We start from the raw sequence: 25,107 nt of genomic DNA, 5'->3' as shown, positions 1-25,107 counted from the left end.
GCTCACGCCGGCCACAACCCGCCAATCGCAGCGATACCCTGCCCACCGTGGCGACGGGCTTCGGCGATATGGCCGGCGACCATCCCACCCAACGCGTAGATCGGCAGCGACACCTGCGCGCGCAGCGCGGCGAAGGCCTCCCAGCCCAGCGGCACTGCCCCGGGGTGGCTGGCCGTGGCCTGCACCGGGCCGAGCACCACGAAGTCGCAGCCCAGCCGCTGCGCCGCCTGCAGCTGCTCCAGGTCGTGGCAGGACGCGGCGACAAGCTGCCCTTCCGGCAAGGGCCGTTCCTGCAGGTCCTGCAGCTGCTCGCTGCCCAGGTGCACACCCACGCCCAGTGCGCGTGCCAGCGCGACATCGCGGTTGATCAGCCATTGCACGCCGCGACGATGCGCGCGCACGGCCTGTTCGATCATTGCCTGCCGTTGCGGGTGTTCCGGTGGCAGGCGCAGCTGGATGCGCTGCTGGCCCGCCGCGACCGCGCGCTGCAGGCAGTCATGCCAGTGCTGCACGCCGCTGGCATCGTCAGCCGGCGCCGGCGTGATCAGGTAGCGGTCCGGTTGGCGCAGTGCGGCCACCACCGGCAGGTCGGCCGGCGGCATCGAATAGCGGCCCAGCTTGTCCTGCGCCACCCAGGTGATCGCCTGGCCTTCGCGGCCGCGCGGGGCGCCCTTCCAGCTGCGCACATGGCGCACTTCCAGGGTCAGGTGCTTGTCCGGATAGCGCTGCGGCACGTCCATCAGCCAGGGCCCGACATCGGCCTCGATGCCCAGCTCTTCGCGCAGTTCACGCGCCAGCGCCTGTTCGGAGGTCTCGCCGGATTCGCGCTTGCCGCCGGGGAACTCCCACAGGCCGGCCATGTCGCGGTTCTCGGTACGGCGGTTGAGCAGCACGCGGCCACGGGCGTCGGTGATGACGGCGGCCACGACGTGGATCGATCGGGTGGGGGAAGGCATGGGGGAAGCATGCCCAGAACAGTGCGGCCGGCGCAATCACGGATCCTGTGCAACTCCCCCGCAACAAACGAAAAGCCCCGCTTTCGCGGGGCTCTTCGGGATCAGCTCAGCTGGCCGTGGCAGTGCTTGTACTTCTTGCCACTGCCGCACGGGCACGGATCATTGCGGCCGATCTTCGGCTCGTCGCGCTGCATCTGCGCGACGCCCTGCTGGGCAGCCTGCACCTGCGCGGCTTCCTCGTCGGCACTGTAGCCGCCCGCATCCTGGTGCTGGAACTGCGACTGGCTCAGGCGAGCCTGCGCCTGCTGCCGCTCGGCGGCCTCCAGGGCCTGCACTTCCTCGTCGCTGCGGATACGCACGCGGGCCAGCAGGGTCACCACTTCGCGCTTGACGTTCTCCAGCATGTCCGAGAACAGCTCGAAGGCTTCCTTCTTGTATTCCTGCTTGGGCTGCTTCTGCGCGTAACCACGCAGGTAGATGCCCTGGCGCAGGTAATCCATGCGCGCCAGGTGCTCCTTCCAGCTCTGGTCCAGCACGGTCAGCATCACGTGCTTCTCCAGCGCGCGCATGGTCTCTTCGCCCAGGCTGGCTTCCTTCTCGGCGAAGTGCTGGTTGACGCGCTCCTGGACCTTGCTGGCGATGGCCTCGGCGTCCAGTTCCTCATGCTGCTTGACCAGGTCGGTCAGCGACATCTGCAGGCCGAAGTCCGACTCCAGGGTCGCTTCCAGGCCACGCAGGTCCCACTGCTCGTCGATCGAGTTCGGCGGCACGAAGCGCGCAACGATGTCGAAGATCACGTCGTCACGGATGCCGTCGACGTTGTCCTTCACCGATTCGGCGTCCAGCAGCTCGTCGCGCTGGGCGTAGATCACCTTGCGCTGATCGTTGTTGACGTCGTCGAAGTCCAGCAGGTTCTTGCGGATGTCGAAGTTGTGGGCCTCGACCTTGCGCTGCGCCTTTTCGATCTGGCGGCTGACCAGGCGGTCCTCGATGACGTCGTCTTCCTTCATGCCCATCATGCGCATGGCCTTCTGCACCCAGTCGGAGGCGAAGATGCGCATCAGGTTGTCTTCCAGCGACAGGTAGAAACGGGACGAACCCGGGTCACCCTGGCGGCCCGAACGGCCGCGCAGCTGGTTGTCGATACGACGCGACTCGTGGCGCTCGGTGCCGACGATATGCAGGCCGCCAGCGGCCTTCACTGCATCGTGGCGCTTCTGCCATTCGGCCTTGACCGCCGCCTTCTGCTCGTCGGTTGCGTCCTCGCCCAGAGCGTGGATCTCGGCTTCCAGCGAGCCGCCCAGCACGATGTCGGTACCACGACCGGCCATGTTGGTGGCGATGGTCACCGCCGCCGGGCGGCCCGCGTTGGCGACGATGGTCGCTTCGCGGTCATGCTGCTTGGCGTTGAGCACTTCGTGCTTCACGCCGGCCTTGCTCAGGTGCTCGGACAGCATTTCCGAGGTTTCGATCGAGGTGGTACCCACCAGCACCGGCTGGCCGCGCTTGGCGCACTCTTCGATGTCGGCCAGTACCGCATTGAACTTGCCCTTGCGGTTGAGGAACACCTGGTCCGGGCTGTCCTTGCGGATGGTCGGGCGGTTGGTCGGGATCACCACCACTTCCAGGCCATAGATGCTCTGGAACTCGAACGCTTCGGTATCGGCCGTACCGGTCATGCCGGACAGCTTCTTGTACATGCGGAACAGGTTCTGGAAGGTGATGCTCGCCAGCGTCTGGTTCTCGCGCTGCACCGGCACGCCTTCCTTCGCTTCCACCGCCTGGTGCAGGCCATCGGACCAGCGGCGGCCGGCCAGGGTACGGCCGGTGAATTCGTCGACGATGACCACTTCGCCATCGCGCACGATGTAGTCCACGTCACGCTGGTAGATCGCGTGCGCGCGCAGGGCGGCGTTGAGGTGGTGCACCACGGTCAGGTTCTGCGCCGCGTACAGGCCTTCGGTCTCGCCATCGAGGATGCCGGCCTCGACCAGCAGCTGCTCGGCGTGCTCCATGCCCGCTTCGGACAGGTGCACCTGCTTGCCCTTCTCGTCGACCCAGAAATCGCCTTCGCCGTCTTCCGCTTCCTGCTTGACCAGGTGCGGCACGACACGGTTGACGCGGATGTACAGCTCCGGGGAATCATCGGCCGGACCGGAGATGATCAGCGGGGTGCGCGCTTCGTCGATCAGGATGGAGTCGACTTCGTCGACGATGGCGTAGTGCAGGCCGCGCTGGTAGCGGTCGGCCTTGGACAGCGCCATGTTGTCGCGCAGGTAGTCGAAACCGAATTCGTTGTTGGTGCCGTAGGTGATGTCCGCGGCGTAGGCTTCGCGCTTGTCGCTGTGCGGCATGCCCGGGTACACCACGCCCACGCTCAGGCCCAGCCAGTTGTACAGCTTGCCCATCTGCGCGGCGTCGCGGCGGGCCAGGTAGTCGTTCACGGTGACCACGTGCACGCCCTTGCCTTCCAGCGCGTTGAGGTACACCGGCAGGGTCGCCACCAGGGTCTTGCCTTCACCGGTGCGCATTTCTGCGATCTTGCCCAGGTGAAGCACCATGCCGCCGATCAGCTGCACGTCGTAGTGGCGCATGCCCAGCACGCGGCGACCGGCTTCACGGCAGACCGCGAACGCTTCCGGCAGCACCTTGTCCAGGGCTTCACCGCCAGCAATGCGCTGCTTGAACTCCGGCGTCTTGGCCTGAAGCTGCTCGTCGGACAGCTTCTCGATCTCCGGCTCCAGCGCATTGATCTTGGCGACGATGCGGTTGAGCTGGCGCAGCTGTCGTTCGTTACGACTGCCAAATACGCGGGTAAGCAGGCTGTTGATCATTGAAGGAACCGGGTTGGATGGACACGACGCCCGGCCTCCCCCTGGGGATCCGTCCGCCGCAAACGAAACAGGGCGCCTGGCGCCCTGTCGATGGCAACACCCATTGTAGCTTGGGACGGCCCCAAGGGGTTTCAACCCTTTGGCGGCAATGGCATCCGAACATTCCCGGTAGTGCCGGCCGCTGGCCGGCAATCCGCGATGCTGCCGAAATCCATGAGGTTGCCGGCCAGCGGCCGGCACTACCAGATCAACCACATCGGGTCAGAGCCCTTCCGCAGCGCGGAAGGGATCCGACCCGCGCATCAGCCGCGGCTGACGCGCCCGACCGGCGTGTTGCCGCCGTCGCCGAGGAACTTGCGCGGGTTGACCACGTTGCCGTTCTCCCACACTTCGAAGTGCACGTGGGCGCCGGTCGAACGACCGGTGGAACCGGCCTTGGCCACTTCCTGGCCGGCACGGACCAGGTCACCGGCCTTCACCACCAGACGCGAATTGTGCGCGTAGCGGGTGACATAGCCATTGCCATGGTCGACATCGACGACATTGCCGTAGCCGCCCTTCACGCCGGCGAAGCTGACCACGCCCTCGGCCACGGCCATCACCGGGTCACCGACCTTTGCGTGGAAGTCCATGCCCTTGTGGGTGGCGGCGCCGCGGCCGAACGGGTCGGCACGGGTGCCGAAACCGGAGGTCACGTAGCTGTTGCGGATCGGCATGCGCGAGGGCACGGCGTTCTGCTGCAGCTGGTGGTCGAACATCAGCGATTCCATCACCGACAGCTGGCGGCCTGAAGCAGCGAAGCGCTGCTCCAGCACCTGTAAGTCGGCGTTGACGTCCTTGACCGGGATGTCGCTGGTCGGGCCGCCTGCGTCACCGTCACCGAGGCCGGGGGTCTCGTTGAAGTCGAACTCGCCGTCCTCCAGCTTGCCCATCTGGGTCAGCCGTTCGCCGAGGGCGTTGAGGCGGGTCGCCTGGGCCTGCAGCTCGCCGAGGCGAGCGGCCAGCGCATTGACCTGGGTCTGCGCATCGCGCTTGACCTTGGCCAGCTCCGCATCCTGGCGCTCGACCTTGGCCTGCAGCCGGGAATCATTCAGCGCGCTGGCGCCAATGCCGCCAGCAAGGCCGATAATGCAGCCTACCCCGAGCACGCTGCCCAGCAAGGCGCGGGGGCGGTCCTCGAAATAGAACCGCAAACGCGTGATCGGCGACGATTTGGCCTGTCCTTCACGCGTTTTGATTACGATCTTTTTGAATGCCATCAGTGAGTTTTCATGTCTGAGCCGAAATCCAGCGTTCGCCCCGCGTCGGCACCGAAACCGGCGCTGGATGCGGTAATGGCGGACAAAAGCGGGAACCCGCTGCGGCGTGCCCTGTGGCTCGACGCGCTGGACCGTCAGTTGCGCCCCCAGTTGCCGCCACCTCTGCGCAGCCGTTGCCGGCTGGCCAATGTGGACGGGGAACACCTCGTTTTTCTCGTCGAGTCCCCGGTCTGGCATGCCAAGTTGCGGCTTGCCGAAGCCCAGCTGCTCGACGCGGCCCGTTCCATCGGGCTGAAGGCCACCAGGGTGACCATCAAGACTGCGTCTCCCACTCCCACGCGCTCCCCAGCGCTCGACAACCGGAATGGACCCCACGCAGTTTCAGCCGCCACGCACAAAGGGCTACGCGACGCCTTGGCTTGCCTGCAGGACGTTCCCTCGAAGCCGAAGAAGCGGTCCTGATGGCAACGGAGCATCCGGCTCCGCTCCCCGTCGCGCGTGTCACCACGGCGTGAAACATTTCGGGGGCCGGGTCGCATCCTAGCGGCCATCCGGGGGCCTGTCGTTAGATTGTTGTTAAAACTGCGTTAAATTCAGGCTTCTGATCCAACAGGTTCACAAAACCGTGACCTTGAACCAGCCTTGACGTCTTTCAAGCACGCTGAATGCGTCGCCAACGCCGGAAACAAGAACGCCACCCAGGAAGGCGGCGTTTTTGTCTTTAAATTCAACAACCTACGGAATCAGGCGTATGCTGGGGTGGCGTATTCCACCGGATCCGGGGTGGCCGGCGAGTCGAAGCTGACCCATTCCCAGGCACTGGCGTCGGCCATCAGGGCCCGCACCAGCTTGTTGTTGAGCGCGTGGCCGGACTTGAAGCCCTCGTAGGCGCCCAGCACCTGGCCACCGGCCAGATAGAGGTCGCCGATGGCGTCAAGGATCTTGTGGCGCACGAATTCGTCGGCGTAGCGCAAGCCGTCTTCGTTGAGCACGCGGAACTCGTCCAGCACGATGGCGTTGTCCATCGAACCGCCCAGGCCCAGGTTGCGCTCGCGCATGTACTCCAGGTCGCGCATGAAACCAAAGGTGCGCGCGCGGGAGATTTCCTTGGTGTAGGCCAGCGTCGAGAACTCGATTTCCTGGCGCGACTGCTTGGCCGGAATCATCGGGTGATTGAACTGGATGGTGAAACCCAGCTTGTAACCCTCGTACGGAGTGAAGCGGGCCACCTTGTCGCCCTCGGTCACTTCCACGGTCTTCAGCACGCGGATGAAGCGCTTGGGCGCATCCTGTTCCACGATGCCTGCCGACTGCAGCAGGAACACGAACGGGCCGGCCGAACCGTCCATGATCGGCAGCTCGGCCGAGGACAGCTCGACGATGATGTTGTCCACACCCAGGCCGGCCAGCGCCGACATCAGGTGTTCGACGGTCTGGATCTTGGCGTCGTTGCAGGTCAGGCCGGTGCACAGGGTCACTTCGGTGACCAGTTCGGCCTTGGCCGGCACTTCCACCACCGGGTCCAGGTCCACGCGGCGGAACACGATGCCATGGTTGACCGGTGCCGGGCGCAGGGTCATGTAGACCTTGTCACCACTATGCAGGCCAACGCCGGTGGCGCGGATCGTGTTCTTGAGGGTGCGTTGCTGGATCATGGGGATGGACCGGAAGTGACACATTAGATTAACACGCGCACTCCCCTACCCTGGCTGAAACGCCAGTGACAGCCACCGGCAGGACACACCGGCACGCCGCTGGGAAAGCGCGTGAAGCAGGGCAGCCGGGCCCATCCTGGCCCGGCGCCCGCATTTTCAGGACATGGTGGCGCAACCCGGGGAGGACAACCCCGGGCCGCCCCGCTTAGTCCGCCTGGCGGCGCAGGAAGGCCGGGATGTCCAGGTAGTCGTTCGGCAGTTCCGCCGCTGCCGGGGCCGAAGCCGCCGGGGCCGACGGGGCCGACGCCGCCGCGGTATCGCTGCTGGCGCGACGCAGGCCCAGGCCCATGCCGCCCACGGCCTTGGACACGGCGTCGCCGCCGTTGTCGAACTCGCCGAACTCCGGCTGGCCGGTGGTGGCGTTGCGGACCAGCTTGATCGGTGCACGCTCGCCCGGACGCTGGGTCTTGCTGGCCGAGACGCGGTTCAGGCCAGTGGCCACCACGGTCACGCGCACTTCGTCCTGCATGTCCGGGTCCAGCACGGTGCCGACCACGACGGTGGCGTCTTCCGAAGCGAAACCGTCGATGGTGCGGCCGATCTCGTCGAACTCGGCCATGGTGAAGTCGGCGCCGGCGGTGATGTTGACCAGGATGCCGTTGGCACCGGCCAGGTTCACATCGTCCAGCAGCGGGTTCTGGATCGCCGATTCGGCAGCGGCCTGGGCGCGGTCATCGCCCCGTGCGGTGCCGGTACCCATCATCGCCAGGCCCATTTCGGACATGACGGTGCGCACGTCGGCGAAGTCGACGTTGATCAGGCCCGGACGCACGATCAGGTCGGCGATGCCCTGCACGGCGCCCTGCAGCACGTCGTTGGCGGCGCGGAAGGCCTGGATCATGGTCGCGTTGCGACCCAGCACGGTGATCAGCTTCTCGTTCGGGATCGTGATCAGCGAGTCGCAGTGCTGGCTCAGTTCCTCGATGCCCTTCAGCGCCACCTGCATGCGGCGACGGCCTTCGAACGGGAACGGCTTGGTGACCACGGCCACGGTCAGGATGCCCATTTCCTTGGCCAGCTGCGCCACCACCGGCGCAGCGCCGGTGCCGGTGCCGCCGCCCATGCCGGCGGTGATGAACACCATGTCCGCGCCCTGCAGCGCGTCCATGATGCGCTCACGGTCTTCCAGCGCGGCCTGGCGGCCGACTTCCGGGTTCGCGCCTGCGCCCAGGCCCTTGGTCACGTTGGTACCCAGCTGCAGCTGCAGCTTGGCACCACAATTCTTGATGGCCTGCGAGTCGGTGTTGGCGGTGATGAACTCCACGCCGTCCACCGCCGAGTTGACCATGTGCGCCACGGCATTGCCGCCGCCGCCGCCCACGCCAACCACCTTGATCACCGCATTGGGTGCCATCTTTTCGATCAGTTCAAAATGCGCCATGTCCGTGTCCTCGTTGTATCCGCTTGTCGGTGGCATGGACGGTCGGGCCTCCTGCCTTCGCGTGTCATGTTGCCGTTGCGGCTGTGTGGGTTGTGTAGTGCGTTGTTGCGTTGTTGCGTTGTGATGCGGGTACTGCGGGTGTTGCGCCGGGCTGGGCCCGGAGTTACGGGTTCCGCGTCAGAACTCGCCGCGGAACCAGGTCTTGAGTTTCTTGAACATGCTTCCAGCGCGCCCGGTCGGCAGCGACGGCCGCCGCGGGTGCTCGATCTGGCTGCCCATCAGCAGCAGGCCCACGCCGGTGGCGTGCACCGGGTTGCCGACCACTTCGCCCAGGCCGGTGACGTGCTGCGGGATGCCCACGCGCACCGGCATCTGCAGCATTTCCTCGGCCAGTTCGACCACGCCCTCCATCTTCGACGCGCCACCGGTCAGCACCATGCCGGCGCGCACCAGTTCCTCGAAGCCGGAGCGGCGCAGTTCGGCCTGCACCATCTCGAAGATCTCCTCGTAGCGGCCCTGCACGGCCTGCGCCAGCGAGTGGCGCGGCATGCGGCGCGGCGGCCGGTCGCCGACCGACGGCACCTGGATGCTCTCCTCGGCCGTGGCCAGTTGGGCCAGGGCGCAGGCATAGCGCACCTTGATCTGCTCGGCTTCCGGGGTCGGCGTGCGCAGCATGTGCGCGATGTCGTTGGTCACGTGGTCGCCGGCGATCGGCAGCGAGGCGGTGTGGCAGATCGCGCCCTGCACGAACACCGCGATGTCGGTGGTACCGGCGCCCATGTCGACCAGCACCACGCCCAGCTCGCGCTCGTCGGCGGTCAGCACCGCCACGCTGGAGGCCAGCGAGGACAGCACCAGGTCGTCCACCTGCAGGCCGCAGCGCTGCACGCACTTGCTGATGTTGGCCGCCGCCGACTGCGCGCACACCACCAGGTGCGCATGTACCTCCAGGCGCACGCCGGTCATGCCGACCGGGTTGCGGATGCCCTCCTGCGAATCGTCCAGCACGTACTCGCGCGGAATCGCGTGCAGGATCTTCTGGTCGGCCGGGATCGCCACCGCCTTGGCTGCGTCGAGCACGCGATCCAGGTCGCCCCAGGTCACTTCACCGTCGCGGATCGGCACGATGCCCGGCGAGTTCTTGCACTGCACGTGGTTGCCGGAGATCGAGGCGTACACCGAACGGATCTCGCAGCCGGCCATCAGCTCGGCTTCTTCCACCGCACGCTGGATCGACTGCACGGTCGATTCGATGTCCACCACCACGCCACGCTTCAGCCCGCGCGATTCGTGCGAGCCGATGCCGATCACTTCGATCGGGTTGCCCGGCGAATACTCGCCCACCAGCGCCACCACCTTGGAGGTGCCGATGTCCAGGCCAACGATCAGCGATTTGTCACCCTTGCGATTCATGTCCTTTCCTGCGTGCTTCTGGCCGGGGTCGCCGGCGTTTTCGCCGGCGTGGCCGGGGTACCCCAGCTCAGCGTGAAACCATTGGTGTAACGGAGGTCGGCGCGCTCGATCGGCGCGTCCTGGCGGTTGAGCTGCGGCAGCACCTTGACGAAGCGCTGCATGCGCGAGCGCGCGTCGTCACGGCCGACCACCACTTCGGTGCCGTTGCTCAGCACCAGCGACCAGCTGCCGCGTGCATCCATCGTCACCCGGCGCACGTCGACGCCGGCCGGTGCGAACAAGGCACGCGAGTCGCTGTACAGCTTCATCACTTCCTGGGTCTGGCTGTCCGGGCCATCCAGCTCCGGCAGTTCCAGGTCGGACAGTTTCTTCGGCGTGGGGAACAGCTTGCCCTGCTCGGAGACCAGGCGGTCGTTGCCCCAGCGTGCGAACGGCTTGTGCTCGACCAGGGTCACTTCCAGCACATCCGGCCACTGCTTGCGTACCTGCGCGCTTTCCACCCACGGCAGCTTTTCCAGCGCGTCCTGCGCATCCTGCAGCTTGACCGCGAAGAACCCGGCGCGCGCGTACGGCAGCAGCACCTGCTGCAGCTGCTCGGCCGGTACCCGCTTGAACTCGCCATGCACGCGCAGCTTCGCCAGCGGCCAGCGCTCGGCGCCGACCCAGCCATTGACCACGGCCACCACCGGCAGTGCAACCACCGACAGTGCCAACAGCCAGACGAAGATGCGCAGCAGCGCGTTCATGCGTGCGTGGCCTCCAGGGTCTGTTCCAGCACGCGCCACACCAGTTCCTCGAAACCGATGCCGGCCTGGCGGGCCGCCTTGGGTACCAGCGAATGGCTGGTCATGCCCGGCGCGGTGTTCACTTCCAGCAGGAAGAAACGGCCGCTGGCGCGGTCACGCATCACGTCCACGCGGCCCCAGCCACGGCAGCCGGCGGCGCGGAATGCGGCCAGCGCGATGCGGCGGATCTCGTCTTCGTCGCTACCGTCCAGGCCCGGGCACAGGTACTGGGTGTCCTCGGCGATGTACTTGGCGTTGTAGTCGTACCACTGGCCCTTGGGCACGATGCGGATCGACGGCAGGGCAACGTCGCCAAGGATGGCCACGGTCAGCTCATCGCCCACCACCATCTGTTCCATCAGCAACTGGCCGTCGTAGCGCGCGGCCAGGGCCACGGCCTCGTCCAGGCCGGCCTCGTCGGTGACCCGGCTGATGCCCACGCTGGAGCCTTCGTTGGCCGGCTTCACCACCACCGGCAGGCCCAGCTCTGCCGCCAGTGCATGCACCGTGGACGCGTCGACCTTCCGGTACTGCGGCGTTGGCAGGCCCAGCGACAGCCACACCTGCTTGGTGCGGATCTTGTCCATGCTCAGCGCCGAACCCAGCACGTCCGAGCCGGTGTACGGCACGCCGAAGGCGTCCATCAGGCCCTGCACGATGCCGTCCTCACCGCCACCGTTGTGGCCATGCAGGATGTTGAACACGCGGTCGATGCCACCGGCGGCGAGCGCGCTGGCCAGCGCCGGAATGCCATCGACGGCGAACGCATCGACGCCGCGCGACTGCAGGGCTTCGAGCACGTTGCGGCCCGAATCCAGCGACACCTCGCGTTCGCTGGAACTGCCGCCGAGCAGCACGGCGACGCGGCCGAACACGGCCGGGTCGGTCACGCGCAGCGGCGGGAAAGTCAGCGCGCTCACGCCTGGCCCTCCCCCTGGAAGCCTTCCACCGCGATATGGGCGGCCACGGCACCGATATCGCCGGCCCCCATCATCAGCAGCAGGTCACCGTCCTGCAGCACGTCCGGCAGCACGCTGGCCAGCTCGGCGGCCTTGCCCACCACCACCGGCTCGCTGCGGCCACGCGCGCGGATGGCGCGGGCCAGCGCATGCGAGTCGGCACCGGCAATGGGTTCCTCACCGGCCGGATAGACCTCGCTCAGCACCAGCGCGTCGACGCTGGACAGCACCGCGGCAAACTTGTCGAACTGGTCACGGGTGCGGCTGTAGCGGTGCGGCTGGAAGGCCACCACCAGGCGCTTGTCAGCCCAGCCGCCGCGGGCGGCGGCGAACACCGCCTCCAGCTCGCTCGGGTGATGGCCGTAGTCGTCGATGATGCGCACCTTGGCACCGCTGGCGGTGGTCACTTCGCCCAGGTCATTGAAGCGGCGGCCGACACCGGCGAAGCCTTCCAGCGCGCGCGCGATGGCGTCCGGCGCCACGCCCAGCTGCCAGCCCACCGCGGCGGCGGCCAGCGCGTTGAGTACGTTGTGCCTGCCCGGCAGCGCCAGCACCACTTCCTGGCTGGTGCCCTGCGGCAGGCGCAGGGTGAAGCGCATGCGCGATCCTTCCTGCACCACGTTCTCGGCGCGCACGTCGGCCTGCGGGCTCATGCCGTAGCTCATCACGTGGCGCGGGGTCCTGGCAGCCAGCGCGGCCACTTCCGGATCGTCGATGCACAGCACCGCCAGGCCGTAGAACGGCAGGCGCTGCAGGAATTCGGCGAACGCCGCCTGCACGCGGGCAAAGTCGTTGCCGTAGTTCTCCAGGTGGTCCGCATCGATGTTGGTGATGATCGACATCAGCGGGTTCAGGCGCAGGAAGCTGCCATCGCTTTCGTCGGCCTCGGCCACCAGCCACTGCCCACCGCCCAGTTTGGCGTTGGCACCGGCAGCTAGCAGCTGGCCACCGATCACGAACGTCGGGTCCAGGCCACCTTCGCTCAGCACCGCTGCGGTCAGGCTGGTGGTGGTGGTCTTGCCATGGGTACCGGCCACGGCGATGCCGCGGCGGAAGCGCATCAGCTCGGCCAGCATCGCCGCGCGCGGCATGATCGGAATGCGCTGGCTGCGCGCTTCCATCAGCTCCGGGTTGTCCTCGCGGATGGCGCTGGAGACCACCACGCAGTCGGTGCCCAGCACATTGGCTGCCGAGTGGCCGCGCATGATGCGCGCTCCCAGGCTGGCCAGGCGGCGGGTTGCCACGTTGTCGGCGTTGTCCGAGCCGGACACTTCGTAGCCCAGCGTCAGCATCACTTCGGCGATGCCACTCATGCCGGTGCCACCGATGCCGACGAAATGCACGCGCGGGAACGCGCGCACCAGGTCGTTGGTGTCGTGCAGGCGACGGATCATGCGCGGCCTCGCGCAGGGCAGGCGCGGTGGCATGCCTTCTTCATACAGCTTCCTCGAGAATGATATCGGCGATGCGCTCGGCGGCATCGACCTTGGCCAGGGCACGCGCGGCTTGCGCCATCTGCATGCGGCGGGCGGGATTTTCGGACAGATCGCGCAGCAGTGCGGCAATGCCGTCGGCCAGCGTTCCGTCCTGCTTCAGCAACACCGCCGCGCCGCGCTCGACCAGGTACTCCGCATTGCGGGTCTGGTGATCGTCGACGGCAGCAGGGAATGGCACCAGCACGCTGCCGACGCCGGCCGCGCACAGCTCGGCCAGGGTCGACGCACCGGAGCGGCACACGACCAGATCGGCCCAGGCGAAGGCCTCGGCCATGTCCGCGATGAACGGGGTGATTTCAGCCTGCACGCCGGCCTTGGCATACGCCTCGACCGCCTCGGCATGCATTTTCTCGCCGCTCTGGTGGCGCACCTGGACCGGCACGCCGGCACCCAGCGCGGCAATCGCCTGCGGCACGCCGGCATTGAGTGCGCGCGCACCCTGGCTGCCGCCCACCACCAGCACGCGCAGCGGGCCGTTGCGGTCGGCGAAGCGCTGTTCCGGCGGAGCGATGGCAGCGATCTCCGCACGCACCGGGTTGCCGACGAACTCCTCGCGCTGGGCGAAGGTGCCCGGGAAGCCGGTCAGCAGCCGGCGCGCATAGCGCGACAGGATGCGGTTGGTCAGGCCCGGTGCACGGTTCTGCTCATGCACGATCAGCGGCAGGCCATGCAGGCGGGTGGCCATGCCACCCGGGCCGGAGGCGAAGCCACCGAAGGCCACCACCGCACGCGGCTGGCGCTTGCGGATGATCATGCCGGCCGCGCGCAGCGCGCGCATCAGCCGCCATGGCGCCGCCAGCAGCGCCAGCTTGCCCTTGCCGCGCAGGCCGGTGATCGCCAGCGTGTCGATGGCGATGTCGTGCTGCGGCACCAGGCGGGTTTCCATCGCGCCTTCGGCGCCCATCCAGGTGACCGGCACGCCACGCTCGCGCAGCACGCGGGCCACGGCCAGGCCGGGGAAGATGTGACCGCCGGTACCACCGGCCATGATCATCACCGGGCGCACCTTCTCGTTGGCTGCACTCATGACAGCCTCCCGAAGGTCGGTTCGATGCGCGACTGCAGGCGGCTGGTGCCGCGCGCTGCGTTCGCCGCAGCGGCAGCCGTCGGCTCGGCGCTCGCCGGCACGCTGGCGGCCACCGGCGTGGCGGCGGCGTCCATCGGCTCGGCAGCCGTTTCTTCGGCGCCACCGATGCGCACGGCCTGGCGACGCTCGGCGCGCTTGAGCTCATAGGACACGCGCAGCAGCAGGCCCATCGCCACGCAGGTCATCAGCACCGACGAGCCGCCGGAGGAGATCAGCGGCAGAGTCAGGCCCTTGGTCGGCAGGATACCCAGGTTCACGCCGATCGAAACGAAGGTCTGCATGCTGATCCACAGGCCGATGCCGAAGGCGATGTAGCCGGAGAAGTGGCGCTTCATTTCCACGCAGCGCATGCCCAGCCAGAAGGTACGGCCGACCAGCAGCGCGTACAGCGCCACGATCACGCAGGTACCCAGGAAACCGAATTCCTCAGCGGTGACCGAGAAGATGAAGTCGGTATGCGCTTCCGGCAGGTAGTAGAGCTTCTGCACCGAATTGCCCAGGCCGACGCCGGTCCACTCGCCACGGCCCACCGCCATCAGCGCGTTGGACAGCTGGTAGCCGTCGCCCTGCTGGTCGGCCCACGGGTCCAGGAACGAGGTGATGCGGCGCATGCGGTACGGCTCGATGATCGCCAGCGCGCTCATGCCGACCAGGCCGATGACCACCGGCATCGACATGCGCGGCATGTTCACCCCGCCCAGCACCAGCATGCCGGCGGTGATCGCCAGCAGCAGGGTCGAAGAACCAAAGTCCGGCTGCAGCAGCAGCAGCACCACCAGCGCACCGGCCACGCCCAGCGGCTTGAGCATCGCCGGCCAGGTCGCATTGACCTCGTCGCGGAAGCGCACCAGGTAGCTGGACAGCCAGACGATGTACAGCACCTTCACCGCCTCGACCGTCTGGAACTTGGAGATGCCCAGGTTGATCCAGCGGCGTGCGCCGTTGACCGTGCTGCCCAGGCCCGGCGCGAACACCGCCAGCAGCAGCACGAAGCAGCCCAGCAGCAGCATCTGGTTGTACTGCTCGATGGACTTCAGCTCGGTGCGGGCGGCGATGACCGCCAGCACGATACCCACCGCCAGGAAGATCAGGTGGCGGTTGAGGTAGTAGAACGGGCTGCTCATCAAGGCGATCGAGCTGGACGCCACCATCACCACGCCCACGCCGGTGAGCGCGATGATCGCGCCCAGCAGCCACTTGTCGTAGCTGCCTTCGATGGCTTCAAGGCGTGTTGCCTGGCGGGACAGGTCGTTCATCTCAGCGCACCTTCAACGTGGCCAGGCCGATCAGCACGAGCACGACGGAGATGATCCAGAAGCGCACGATCACGCGCGGCTCCGGCCAGCCCTTCAGTTCGAAATGGTGGTGGATCGGCGCCATGCGGAACACGCGCTTGCCGGTCAGCTTGAACGAGGCGACCTGGATCATCACCGACAGGGTTTCGATGACGAACACGCCGCCCATGATCACCAGCACCAGTTCCTGGCGGGTGATCACCGCGATGGTGCCCAGCACCGCACCCAGCGCCAGCGCGCCGATGTCGCCCATGAAGACCATGGCCGGATAGGTGTTGAACCACAGGAAGCCCAGGCCGGCTCCGGCGATGGCCGCGCAGATGATGACCAGCTCGCCCGCGCCCGGGATCTGCGGGATCTGCAGGTAGTTGGCGAACACCACGTTGCCCGAGGCATAGGCGAACACGCCCAGCGCGCAGGCCACCAGCACGGTCGGCATGATTGCCAGGCCGTCCAGGCCGTCGGTCAGGTTCACCGCGTTGGAGAAGCCGACGATCCAGAAGTAGGCGATGGCCACGAAGCCGATGCCGGCCAGCGGCAGCGCGACCGACTTGAACATCGGGATGTAGAAGGTCAGCGCTGCCGGCACGTCGGCCGTGTAGAACAGGAACAGGCCCGCGGCCAGGCCGAAGATCGACTGCAGCAGGTACTTCCAGCGCGACTTCAGGCCGTTCGGGTCACGGCGGACGATCTTGATCCAGTCGTCATACCAGCCGATGGCGCCGAAGCACAGCATCACCGCCAGCACCAGCCACACGTAGCGGTTGCGCAGGTCGGCCCACATCAGCACCGACAGGGTGATGGTGAGCAGGATCAGCGAACCGCCCATGGTCGGCGTGCCAGCCTTGGAGAAATGGGTCTGCGGACCGTCCTGGCGGATCGGCTGGCCGCCCTTGAACTGGGCGAGCTTGCGGATCATCGCCGGGCCAAGCCACAGCGACAGGAACAGGGCCGTCAGCGCGGCAAGGATGGCGCGGAACGTCTGGTAGTTGAACAGCCCGAACAGGCTCTCCAACTGCTGCAACCATCGAGCCAGTTCATACAACATGCGGGGATTCCTCTCCTTGCGCCAGCAGCGCTTTGACAATCGTGTCCATGGCGCTGCCACGGGAACCCTTGACCAGGCAGCGCACGCCGGCGTGCAGCTCGTCCTTCAGCGCCTGCGACAGCGCGTCGTGGGTGGCGAAATGACGGCCGCCGTCGCCGAAGGCGGTGGCGGCGGCGGCACTGAGCGGGCCCAGCGCGTACAGGCGCTTCAGGCCGGCGGCGCGTGCGCGGATGCCGGCCTGCGCATGCAGCGCCTCGGCGTCCGGGCCCAGCTCGCGCATGTCACCCAGCACCAGCCAGCCCTCTTCCGGGGCAGCGGCCAGGGCATCGATGGCCGCAGCCAGCGAGCCGGGATTGGCGTTGTAGCTGTCGTCCACCAGCACCGCGCCGTTGCGCAGCTGATGGGCAATCTGGCGGCCCGGTACCGGCTGCGCCTCGGCCAGACCGGCCGCAATCAGCGCCAGATCGACACCGGCCGCCAGCGCCAGGCTGGCGGCGGCCAGCGCATTGCTGACGTTGTGGCGACCCGGCAGGCCCAGCACCACGCGGGCTTCGCCGGTCGGGGCGACCAGGGTGAACTGGCTGCCCTGTGCACCGGCGCGGATGTCGCGCGCGGTCACGTCCGCCGAGTGTTCCAGCCCATAGCGCAGCACGCGGCAACGCTGCGGGCGACCGACAAAGTGCTGCTCGAACCAGCGGCCGTAGGCATCGTCGGCGTTGATCACCGCCACGCCATCGGCCGGCAGCGCGGCATAGATCGCGCCCTTGGTCACCGCCACGCCGAGCAGGCTGCTCATGCGTTCCAGGTGTGCCGGGGCAATGTTGTTGACCAGCGCATAGCGCGGGCGGGCGATGTCGGTCAGGTAGGCGATATCGCCAGGCTTGCCAGCGCCCATCTCGTAGACGGCGTAGTCGGCATCTTCCGGCGCGTCGATCACCGCCAGCGGCAGGCCGATCTCGTTGTTGCGGTTACCCGGGTTGGCGTAGACCACCTTGTGCGCGTGCTGGGCCACCTGCTGCAGGATCGACAGCAGCAGGCTCTTCACGCTGGTCTTGCCATTGCTGCCGGTGATCGCGAACACCTCGGTGCCACGGTCACGCTGCATGCCGGTGGCGATCTTCGCCAGTGCCAGCTCGCTGTCGGCCACCAGTACCTGCGGCAGCTCGATCGGCAGCAGCCGCTCGACCAGCAGCGCACTGGCACCGCGCGCCTGCGCGTCGGCAGCGAAGTCATGGCCGTCGAAACGCTCGCCGCGCAGCGCCACATACAGGCTGCCCGGGCCCAGGCTGCGTGTGTCATTGCTGACTGCATCGATGGCCACGTCGTCGCCATGGATCTCGCCGCCGGCCCAGTGTGCGATCAGCGAAAGCAGGGTGCGCTTCATGCGGCGCCCTCCCCGGCCTTTGCCTGCAGAACACCGGCCTTGGCCGCCAGTGCAGCCGCAGCCACTTCGGTGTCGTCGAAGTCATGGCGCACGCCATTCACTTCCTGGTACGGCTCATGGCCCTTGCCGGCAATCAGGATGATGTCTCCGGCACCGGCACGCTTCACCGCCAGGCCGATCGCACGCGCGCGGTTGCGCTGCACGGTCACGGCATCGGCGTGCTGGAAGCCGGCCAGGATGTCGGCCACGATCACGTCGCCATCCTCGCCGCGCGGGTTGTCGTCGGTGACGATGACCTGGTTGGCCAGGCGCTCGGCAATCGCCGCCATCTGCGGACGCTTGCCGGTATCGCGCTCGCCACCGCAGCCGAACACGCAGAACAGCGTGCCCTGCAGATGGCCGTGCAGGCTGTCCAGCGCCTGCTCCAGCGCGTCCGGGGTATGGGCGTAATCGACCACCACGGTCGGCAGACCGTCTTCACCACCCAGGCGGTTCATGCGGCCACGGATCGGCTGCAGCGCCGACAGCACTTCGGCGATGCGCGGGAGCGGCTGGCCCTGCGCATGCAGAGTACCGGCCACGGCCAGCAGGTTGTCCACGTTGAAGCGGCCCAGCAGCGGCGACTGCACCGCAGCACGCTGGCCGTCGATGACCAGCTCGAAGGCAATGCCGCGTCCATCCAGTTGCAGCGCCTCGGCGCGCACGCTGGCGCCAGCGGCAGCGCGCGAGCTCAGGCCGATCGGTTGCACGCCAGCAGGCAGGCCAGCGAACAGCTGGCGACCGAAGGCGTCGTCCAGGTTGACCACCGCCGCCTTCAGGCCCGGGCGATGGAACAGCCGCGCCTTGGCCGCGCCGTAGCTGGCCATGTCACCGTGGTAGTCCAGATGATCGCGGGTGAGGTTGGTGAACACCGCCACGTCGTAGTGCACGGCATCCACGCGGCCCTGGTCCAGCGCGTGCGAGCTGACTTCCATCGCCACCGCGCGCGCACCGGCGTCGCGCAGCTGTGCCAGCAGCGCATGCATCTGCAGCACCAGCGGCGTGGTGAAACCAGTCGGCTCGACCGCACCATAAAGTCCGGCGCCCAACGTGCCGATACTGCCACTGGGCGTTCCGAGCAGGTGCCAGGCCTGGGCCAGCAGCTGCACGGTGGAGGTCTTGCCGTTGGTACCGGTCACGCCGACCATCGCCATCGCCCGCGACGGCGCGCCATGGAACTGGTCGGCCATCGCCCCCATGCGCGCCCGCAGGCCCGGCACGGCGATCGCATCGGCCGGCGCCGGCAGCTCGGCCGGTGCCGGTGGCTCGAACAGGATGACGCTGGCACCGGCCGCACGGGCCTGCTCGACAAAGCCCAGCCCATGCGCGCCGAAGCCGGCGATCGCGACGAAGGCATTACCGGGGCGCACGGCGCGGCTGTCCAGCACCAGGCCGGTCAGAACGGGATCATGGCCCGCCAGGGCCACGTCCGGAAGCAACTGCGAAAGCAACATCGAAGGACTCATTGCGTGCCTCCCGTAACGGGCGGCGTCTGGGCTTGCGCGCTCGGCAGCGCAGCATCGAATTCAGCGGCGGCATCGACCGGCAGCGCGGTCTCGGCCGGCGGTGCGGGCAGGATCGAGGCCGAATGGCCGACCTTGCCCGACTGCTGTGCGGCCAGCCACGACTGCAGGTCATCCAGCGGCACGTCCATCAGGCGCAGGGTGCCTTCCATCACGTTGTGATAGACCGGCGCCGACACCAGGCCGCCGTAGAACTTGCCGGCCTGCGGATCGTTGATGACGATGACGGTGGCGAAGCGCGGGTTGGTGGCCGGCACCACGCCGGCGAACAGCGCGTTGTAATGCCCGCGCTCGTAACCGCCCGGGCCAGCCTTGCGTGCAGTGCCGGTCTTGCCGGCCACGCGGTAGCCCAGCACCGCCGCCTGCTTGGCGCCGCCCTGGGTGACCACCGTTTCCATCATCGCCACCACCTGTCTGGCGACGTTCTCGTCGATGATCTGCTGGCCTTCGTTGCGCTGGCCCTTGACGAAGGTCGGCGCGATCAGGCGCCCGCCGTTGGCCAGCGCCGAGTAGGCGGTGGCAATCTGCAGTGGCGTGACCGACAGGCCGTAGCCGTAGGACATGGTGGTCTTGGTGGTCCCCGACCAGCGCGCCGGACGCATCACCACACCAGCCGATTCACCCGGGAAACCGCTGTGCGGCGCCGAGCCATAGCCGAAGCGGCGCACGCCGTCGTAGAAGGTCTGGTCCGGCATCTTCGCCGCAACCTTGGCTGCACCCACGTTCGAACTGCGGGTGATCACGCCGGTCACGTTCAGCACGCCGTTGTTGCGTGGCACGTCGCGGATGGTGAAGCGACCCAGCGTCATGTAGCCCGGGTTGGTGTCGATGATGGTGTCCTTGGTCACCGCACCGGCCTGCAGCGCGGTGGCGATGGTCAGCGGCTTCATCGTCGAACCCGGCTCGACCAGGTCGGTCACCGCACGGTTGCGGCGCGTATCAGGGATCGCGCCGGTCAACGAATTCGGGTTGTAGGTGGGCAGGTTGACCATGGCCAGGATCTCGCCGGTGGTCACGTCCATGATCACCATCGAACCACCGGCCGCCTTGTTGGCCACCAGCGCGTTGCGCAGCTCCTTGAAGGCCAGGTACTGGATGCGGCGGTCGATGCTGAGGGTCAGGTCCTTGCCCGGCTCAGCGGCACGCAGCAGATCGCTTTCGACGGTTTCCCCCTTGCGGTTGCGGATCACCCGCTTCGCACCGGGCTTGCCGCGCAGCCATTCGTCGAAGGCCAGTTCCAGGCCTTCCTGGCCGCGATCATCGATGTTGGTGAAGCCCAGCACGTGCGCCATCGCCTCACCCTGCGGGTAGAAGCGGCGGAACTCGCGCTGAGCCGCCACGCCCGGAATCTTCAGCGCGACCACCTTCTCTGCCTCGTCCGGATTGATCCGGCGACGCAGATACATGAATTCCTTGTCCGACTTCTGCGACAGGCGGCTGCTCAGCTCATCCACCGACATGCCGACCGCCTGGGCCAGCTCGGGGATGCGCTCGGGCGAACGCAGCAGGTCCTGCGGGTTGACCCAGATCGAGGCAACCGGCGTGGACACCGCCAGCGGCTCGCCGTTGCGGTCGGTGATCATGCCGCGCGAAGTCTTGATCGGCAGCTCGCGCAGATAGCGGGCCTCGCCCTGGCGCTGGTAGAAGTCGCTGTTGATGATCTGCACGTAGGCCGCGCGGCCGACCAGCGACACCGAGCACAGGCCGAGCGCCAGCGCGACCCAGCGCAGGCGCTGGCGCAGGTTGAAGGCATTGCGTGGACGGTTGCGACCGGCCTTGCTCATGGGCGCACCACCACGATGTCGGCGGCCTCGGGGAACTTCATGCCGAGCTTTTCGCGGGCGATGCGATCGACACGGTTGGCTTCGGCCAACGTGGCCTGCTCCAGCTGCAGGCGGCCGAATTCCAGGTTGATGTCATCGCGCTTGCGCTCGGCGCGCGACAGCTCGATGAACGTCTGCCGATGACGGTGACGCACGAACACGACGCCGATCGCCGAGGCCACGGTGCAGGCCAACAGGATGATCAGCAGCAACCGGCTCATGCGTCGGCCTCCCGCTTCTGGGCCACGCGCAGCACCGCGCTGCGGGCGCGCGGGTTGGCGGCCAGCTCTTCGTCGGTGGCCTTGATGGCCCCGCCAATCAGGTCCAGCGTCGGCACGAACGCAACGGCCTCGGGCAGGCGGCGGTTGGCCGGTGGCGCCTTGGCCAGGCGGTTCATGTACTGCTTGACGATGCGGTCTTCCAGCGAGTGGAAGCTGATCACCGCCAGACGGCCACCGGGCTTGAGCCTTTCCACCGCCGCATCGAGCCCCGCTTCCAGGTCTGCCAGCTCGCGGTTGATGTGGATGCGGATGGCCTGGAAGCTGCGCGTGGCCGGGTGGATCTTGTCCTTGCCACGCGGCATCACCGAGGCGATAAGCTCGGCCAGTTCGGCGGTGCGGGAGAACGGCTGCTTCTCGCGGCGGGCCACGATGGCGCGGGCGATGCGCCGGCTCTGCCGCTCTTCGCCATAGGTCCACAGCACGTCGGCGATCTCGCGCTCTTCGACGCGGTTGATCCACTGCGCGGCGCTTTCACCGCTGTCCGGGTCCATGCGCATGTCCAGCGGGCCGTCCTTGCCGAAGCTGAAGCCTCGTTCGGCCACATCCAGCTGCGGCGACGACACGCCCAGGTCGAACAGCACGCCGTCCAGGCCTTCGGCCGTGGCATCCCACTGCAGCAGCTGGGCGAAGCTGCCACGGAAGATGGACACGCGCGGATCCGGCGCGAAATCGCGCTCGGCAACGGCGATGGCTTCCGGATCCTTGTCCATGACCAGCAGGCGCCCCTCGGGACCGAGCTGGGTAAGCACGCCACGTGCATGACCGCCACGACCGAACGTGCCATCCAGATAACGTCCGTTTTCGATCACCCTCAGGCCTTCAAGGACCTGGGTGTACAGGACCGGCAGGTGCACCGCCGGCGACTGCGACACCGGAAGGTGACCGGTCTGCGCTTCTGGGCGCATCCGGGCACCCCGGCTCACAACTTCAGGTCGAGCAACCCATCACCCAGATCCTCGTCAGACAACGTCTGCTGGATCAGGGCCCGATGCGCCTGCTCGCTCCACAATTCGAACTTGTCGCCCATGCCGAGCAATACCGCCTTCTTCTCAATGCCCACCGCACCGCGGTGGCTGGCGGGGATGCTGATGCGACCGTTGCCGTCCAGTTCCAGATGGGCGGCCGAGCCGACCAGCTTCTGCTGCAACAGGCGCACGACGCGCTGGGTGTTGGGCTTGGACATCACATCGTCGCGGACCCGTTCCCATTCCGACTCTGCGTACAGCCACAGGCAGCCGGCTTCGAACGGGTTGTAGGTCAGCACGAGACGGTTGTTGCTGGCGCGCGCGACGAGGTCGCGGTAAGCGGTGGGAACCGCCATGCGCCCCTTGTCGTCAACTGTGATGGCCGTCTCGCCCTGGAACACGACGCCTGCACCTTGTCCTTCGCCCGGTGAAACATTGAACCACGAAAACCCACAAAACACCCGGATTTCCCTCTGATGCCCACCTTAGCAGCGGGCAGAGGGTTGTCAACAACTTTTCAGCAGGGAAATCGCCAGCCGCATCAATGGCTTGCAACAACCTTTAGAGAATTGTTCAAGGCTTATCCACAAGTTGCTGATCCGTCTCAATTTTTGAGATTGAACGGAAGTTCAGGGGCGTGGACGGGGCGTGAAACATCGACCGCGCATTCATCCCGGCCTGGCCGGAAACGGCGCCGTAATGCGCAAACGGTGCACAATGAGGCCATGTGCCTGCTCGCTCTTGGCTGGATGCACCACCCGCGCTGGCGGCTGGTAATGACCGGCAACCGTGATGAGTTCCACGCCCGCCCCACCGCGGCGCTGGCCCCCTGGCAGGATGAGACCTCCGTCATCGGGGGACGCGACCTGCGCTCCGGCGGTGGCTGGGCCGGGGTCGGCGCCTCGGGCCGGATGGCGGTGGTCACCAACGTCCGCGACCCGCTGGCGGCCCAGACCGGACCGTCGCGGGGCGCGCTGGTGGCCGACTTCCTGCGCGGCCGCGACCCGGCCGCCGTGCATATCGAGCGGCTGGCAACCGTGGCGGGTGCCTACGCCCCATTCAATCTGTTGCTGGCCGATGGCGACAGCCTGGAGTACCTGGGCAACCATCCCGCCGAACGGCAGACGCTTGGCCCGGGCGTCCACGGCATGTCCAACGGCGCGCTGGACGCGCCCTGGCCGAAGACCCGACGGCTGATGGCCGCGCTGTCGGCATGGCTGGAAGCAGACGGGATCAGATCCCTTTCGCAACGCGAAAGGGATCTGACCCCGGACCTGACCCCGCTCTGGAATGCCTTGGCCGATGAACACCGCCCCGCCGACAGCGACCTGCCCGACACCGGCATCGGCCTGGAACGCGAGCGCTGGTTGAGCCCGGCCTTCATCCGCGGCGACGACTACGGCACCCGCGCCAGCACCGTGCTGCTGATCGACGCCGACGGCCACGGCGAGATCCACGAACGCCGCTTCGGCCCGCAGGGTGCACCGAGCGGACAAAGCCACGTCATTTTCTGACCCGATCAAGACGGCCCTTGGCCGGATGCTCGTGGCGGGGGTAGTGCCGGTCGCTGGCCGGCAGCCTTTGGATGCTCGGATTCGCCATGAAGCTGCCGGCCAGCGGCCGGCACTACCCGCAGCTTGATGTCGCGATCCACGTGACGGCCGTCGCCATCGCAGCGGGCCTGAAACGTCATTCAGCTTCCAGCCGCGACCACGATCCGTCCGCACCCCAGGGGTTTCAGCATCGCCGCCACCCGACTGTGCCCTTTTCGCAATCGGCACTGTGTCTATAAATGTCGGCCCTGACCTCCCAGGGTGGTCGCGCCCGGCAGCACGCCGCGCGATCGACCGCAACCACAAGGAGGCCCCATGCGCCGCATCCTCATCCTGCTCGCCACCCATCTGCTCACCCTCGGCCTGGGCTTCGGCCTGGGCGTCTATCTGCTGCCGATCCTGATCGCCCCCGATGACCCGCCGGTCGCCCAGGTACAGGCCGCAATGAAAGACGCCACCTACCGCACCACCTTCCGCCGCGACCTCAAAGGCAGCGATGCGGTGCACTGGGCCGAAGGCAAGGTCAGCGTCAGTGCCACCCAGGTCGCCTTCGACGGGAAGATGGGACCGGGCCCGGATTACAAGGTCTATCTGGTTCGCGATTTCGTCGACAACAAGGCCGACTTCCTGAAGATCAAGGCGCAGGCCCAGCGCATCGGCGAGGTAAAGACCTTCAACCGCTTCCTGGTGGACGTCCCCGCGAACGTGGACGTGGACGACTACACCACCGTGGTGGTGTGGTGCGAGCGCTTCTCGCAGTTCATCTCCGCCGGGCAGTACCGTACGCCGGGCTGATCAGGGCATGGGGTCGGATCCCTTTCCTCTGGAAAGGGATCCGACCCCGGAATCACGGTAGATCCACGCCATGCGTGGAAGAAGAAAGAGGCGGAGCCGGCCGATAAGCCGGGTTCTGTCGTGGACAGTCATTCCTCTAGGCGTTACGTCACCGCAACGCTCAAGCAACCTACCCGGATCCAACGCGGGCCGCGCCAAAGGATCCCTATTTGGTCTTGCTCCAGGTGGGGTTTGCCGTGCCGGTCTGTTGCCAGACTCGCGGTGCGCTCTTACCGCACCATTTCACCCTTACCGGCCTTCCGAAGAAGACGTAGGCGGTATCTTTCTGTTGCACTTTCCGTCGGCTTGCGCCGCCCAGGCGTTACCTGGCACCTTGCCCTATGGAGCCCGGACTTTCCTCGGCACCCCCGAAGGGATGACGCGACTGTCTGGCCGACTCCGCCAGCGCGCATTCTAGCGTACGCACGCCTTTCCTGCCGTGCCGATCGCGGCGTCCGGTTCATCCACGCGTGGCGT

Annotated in this window: 21 protein-coding genes, 1 other RNA gene and 1 pseudogene; 4 read left to right on the top strand and 19 right to left on the bottom strand. The window is 67.2% G+C overall.

Annotation, left to right across the window (positions count from 1 at the left end; all coding sequences use genetic code 11):
• Positions 1-2: 2 nt before the first annotated feature.
• The 3 genes from AC5P74_RS12485 to AC5P74_RS12475 all read right to left on the bottom strand — a co-directional run bounded on the left by AC5P74_RS12485 (position 3) and on the right by AC5P74_RS12475 (position 5,049).
• Positions 3-956, bottom strand: coding sequence for a Nudix family hydrolase (locus AC5P74_RS12485; protein WP_171958420.1), 954 nt, complete (start codon positions 954-956; stop codon positions 3-5).
• 101 nt (positions 957-1,057) lie between these two features.
• The gene (secA, locus tag AC5P74_RS12480) at positions 1,058-3,790 is read right to left on the bottom strand and encodes a preprotein translocase subunit SecA (protein ID WP_005415301.1); all 2,733 of its coding nucleotides are present in this window, start codon (positions 3,788-3,790) and stop codon (positions 1,058-1,060) included.
• 302 nt (positions 3,791-4,092) lie between these two features.
• Complete coding sequence (locus AC5P74_RS12475; RefSeq protein ID WP_053498833.1) at positions 4,093-5,049, bottom strand: M23 family metallopeptidase; 957 nt, start codon at positions 5,047-5,049, stop codon at positions 4,093-4,095.
• A gap of 12 nt (positions 5,050-5,061) precedes the next feature.
• Between AC5P74_RS12475 and AC5P74_RS12470 the strand changes: the two genes are divergently transcribed.
• The gene (locus AC5P74_RS12470; RefSeq protein ID WP_049413132.1) at positions 5,062-5,511 is read left to right on the top strand and encodes a DciA family protein; all 450 of its coding nucleotides are present in this window, start codon (positions 5,062-5,064) and stop codon (positions 5,509-5,511) included.
• Between the two features lie 281 nt (positions 5,512-5,792).
• On the opposite strand, the gene lpxC is transcribed toward AC5P74_RS12470, so the two are convergent.
• The 15 genes and pseudogenes from lpxC to mraZ form a co-directional block, all read right to left on the bottom strand.
• On the bottom strand, positions 5,793-6,704 hold the full coding sequence (gene lpxC / locus AC5P74_RS12465; RefSeq protein ID WP_005415298.1) for a UDP-3-O-acyl-N-acetylglucosamine deacetylase: 912 nt from the start codon (positions 6,702-6,704) through the stop codon (positions 5,793-5,795).
• Positions 6,705-6,909: 205 nt separating this feature from the next.
• On the bottom strand, positions 6,910-8,145 hold the full coding sequence (ftsZ, locus tag AC5P74_RS12460) for a cell division protein FtsZ (RefSeq protein WP_005415297.1): 1,236 nt from the start codon (positions 8,143-8,145) through the stop codon (positions 6,910-6,912).
• A 177-nt stretch (positions 8,146-8,322) separates the two neighbouring features.
• Positions 8,323-9,558: a cell division protein FtsA gene (gene ftsA / locus AC5P74_RS12455; RefSeq protein ID WP_005408083.1), complete on the bottom strand. Its 1,236-nt coding sequence runs from the start codon at positions 9,556-9,558 to the stop codon at positions 8,323-8,325.
• Between the two features lie 68 nt (positions 9,559-9,626).
• A pseudogene (locus AC5P74_RS12450) lies at positions 9,627-10,304 on the bottom strand (cell division protein FtsQ/DivIB); the annotation flags it as partial.
• The gene (locus tag AC5P74_RS12445) at positions 10,301-11,263 is read right to left on the bottom strand and encodes a D-alanine--D-alanine ligase (protein WP_005415295.1); all 963 of its coding nucleotides are present in this window, start codon (positions 11,261-11,263) and stop codon (positions 10,301-10,303) included. The pseudogene AC5P74_RS12450 and the gene AC5P74_RS12445, both read right to left, overlap by 4 nt.
• Positions 11,260-12,696 (bottom strand): UDP-N-acetylmuramate--L-alanine ligase, encoded by a 1,437-nt coding sequence (gene murC, locus AC5P74_RS12440; RefSeq protein ID WP_005415294.1) that lies wholly within the window; start codon positions 12,694-12,696, stop codon positions 11,260-11,262. The genes AC5P74_RS12445 and murC overlap by 4 nt, the downstream gene beginning before the upstream one ends.
• Before the next feature lie 40 nt (positions 12,697-12,736).
• Complete coding sequence (gene murG, locus AC5P74_RS12435) at positions 12,737-13,825, bottom strand: undecaprenyldiphospho-muramoylpentapeptide beta-N-acetylglucosaminyltransferase (protein WP_053498836.1); 1,089 nt, start codon at positions 13,823-13,825, stop codon at positions 12,737-12,739.
• Positions 13,822-15,141, bottom strand: coding sequence for a putative lipid II flippase FtsW (ftsW, locus tag AC5P74_RS12430; RefSeq protein ID WP_005415292.1), 1,320 nt, complete (start codon positions 15,139-15,141; stop codon positions 13,822-13,824). The genes murG and ftsW overlap by 4 nt, the downstream gene beginning before the upstream one ends.
• A 1-nt stretch (position 15,142) precedes the next feature.
• The gene (mraY, locus tag AC5P74_RS12425; RefSeq protein WP_005415291.1) at positions 15,143-16,228 is read right to left on the bottom strand and encodes a phospho-N-acetylmuramoyl-pentapeptide-transferase; all 1,086 of its coding nucleotides are present in this window, start codon (positions 16,226-16,228) and stop codon (positions 15,143-15,145) included.
• Positions 16,218-17,612 carry a UDP-N-acetylmuramoyl-tripeptide--D-alanyl-D-alanine ligase gene (locus AC5P74_RS12420; protein WP_495204960.1) on the bottom strand — a complete coding sequence of 465 codons (1,395 nt, stop codon included), beginning with the start codon at positions 17,610-17,612 and terminating at the stop codon, positions 16,218-16,220. Before AC5P74_RS12420 ends, mraY begins: the two co-directional genes overlap by 11 nt.
• On the bottom strand, positions 17,609-19,117 hold the full coding sequence (locus AC5P74_RS12415) for a UDP-N-acetylmuramoyl-L-alanyl-D-glutamate--2,6-diaminopimelate ligase (RefSeq protein ID WP_495204959.1): 1,509 nt from the start codon (positions 19,115-19,117) through the stop codon (positions 17,609-17,611). Before AC5P74_RS12415 ends, AC5P74_RS12420 begins: the two co-directional genes overlap by 4 nt.
• Positions 19,114-20,958, bottom strand: coding sequence for a peptidoglycan D,D-transpeptidase FtsI family protein (locus tag AC5P74_RS12410; protein ID WP_005415287.1), 1,845 nt, complete (start codon positions 20,956-20,958; stop codon positions 19,114-19,116). The genes AC5P74_RS12415 and AC5P74_RS12410 overlap by 4 nt, the downstream gene beginning before the upstream one ends.
• Positions 20,955-21,218 (bottom strand): cell division protein FtsL, encoded by a 264-nt coding sequence (gene ftsL, locus AC5P74_RS12405; protein WP_005415286.1) that lies wholly within the window; start codon positions 21,216-21,218, stop codon positions 20,955-20,957. The genes AC5P74_RS12410 and ftsL overlap by 4 nt, the downstream gene beginning before the upstream one ends.
• A complete protein-coding gene (rsmH, locus tag AC5P74_RS12400; RefSeq protein ID WP_012479154.1) occupies positions 21,215-22,183 on the bottom strand; it encodes a 16S rRNA (cytosine(1402)-N(4))-methyltransferase RsmH in 969 nt (322 codons plus the stop codon). Before rsmH ends, ftsL begins: the two co-directional genes overlap by 4 nt.
• Before the next feature lie 14 nt (positions 22,184-22,197).
• Positions 22,198-22,644: a division/cell wall cluster transcriptional repressor MraZ gene (gene mraZ, locus AC5P74_RS12395; protein ID WP_004143635.1), complete on the bottom strand. Its 447-nt coding sequence runs from the start codon at positions 22,642-22,644 to the stop codon at positions 22,198-22,200.
• A 324-nt stretch (positions 22,645-22,968) separates the two neighbouring features.
• Here mraZ and AC5P74_RS12390 point away from each other — a divergent pair, with 324 nt between their 5' ends.
• From AC5P74_RS12390 to AC5P74_RS12380, 3 genes are all read left to right on the top strand, one after another.
• Positions 22,969-23,757: an NRDE family protein gene (locus AC5P74_RS12390; protein WP_495204958.1), complete on the top strand. Its 789-nt coding sequence runs from the start codon at positions 22,969-22,971 to the stop codon at positions 23,755-23,757.
• A gap of 86 nt (positions 23,758-23,843) precedes the next feature.
• The gene (locus AC5P74_RS12385) at positions 23,844-24,035 is read left to right on the top strand and encodes a hypothetical protein (protein WP_176746382.1); all 192 of its coding nucleotides are present in this window, start codon (positions 23,844-23,846) and stop codon (positions 24,033-24,035) included.
• Positions 24,036-24,111: 76 nt separating this feature from the next.
• On the top strand, positions 24,112-24,591 hold the full coding sequence (locus tag AC5P74_RS12380; protein WP_414603845.1) for a DM13 domain-containing protein: 480 nt from the start codon (positions 24,112-24,114) through the stop codon (positions 24,589-24,591).
• An 88-nt stretch (positions 24,592-24,679) separates the two neighbouring features.
• Here the strand turns inward: AC5P74_RS12380 and rnpB are convergent.
• Positions 24,680-25,031: RNase P RNA component class A (gene rnpB / locus AC5P74_RS12375), an RNA gene on the bottom strand.
• Between the last annotated feature and the right edge of the window lie 76 nt (positions 25,032-25,107).

The organism is Stenotrophomonas sp. YJH_SMC_94-11 (assembly GCF_059370435.1).
The sequence above is the reverse complement of the archived record's forward strand: the minus strand, read 5'-3'. Positions and strand labels throughout refer to the sequence as shown.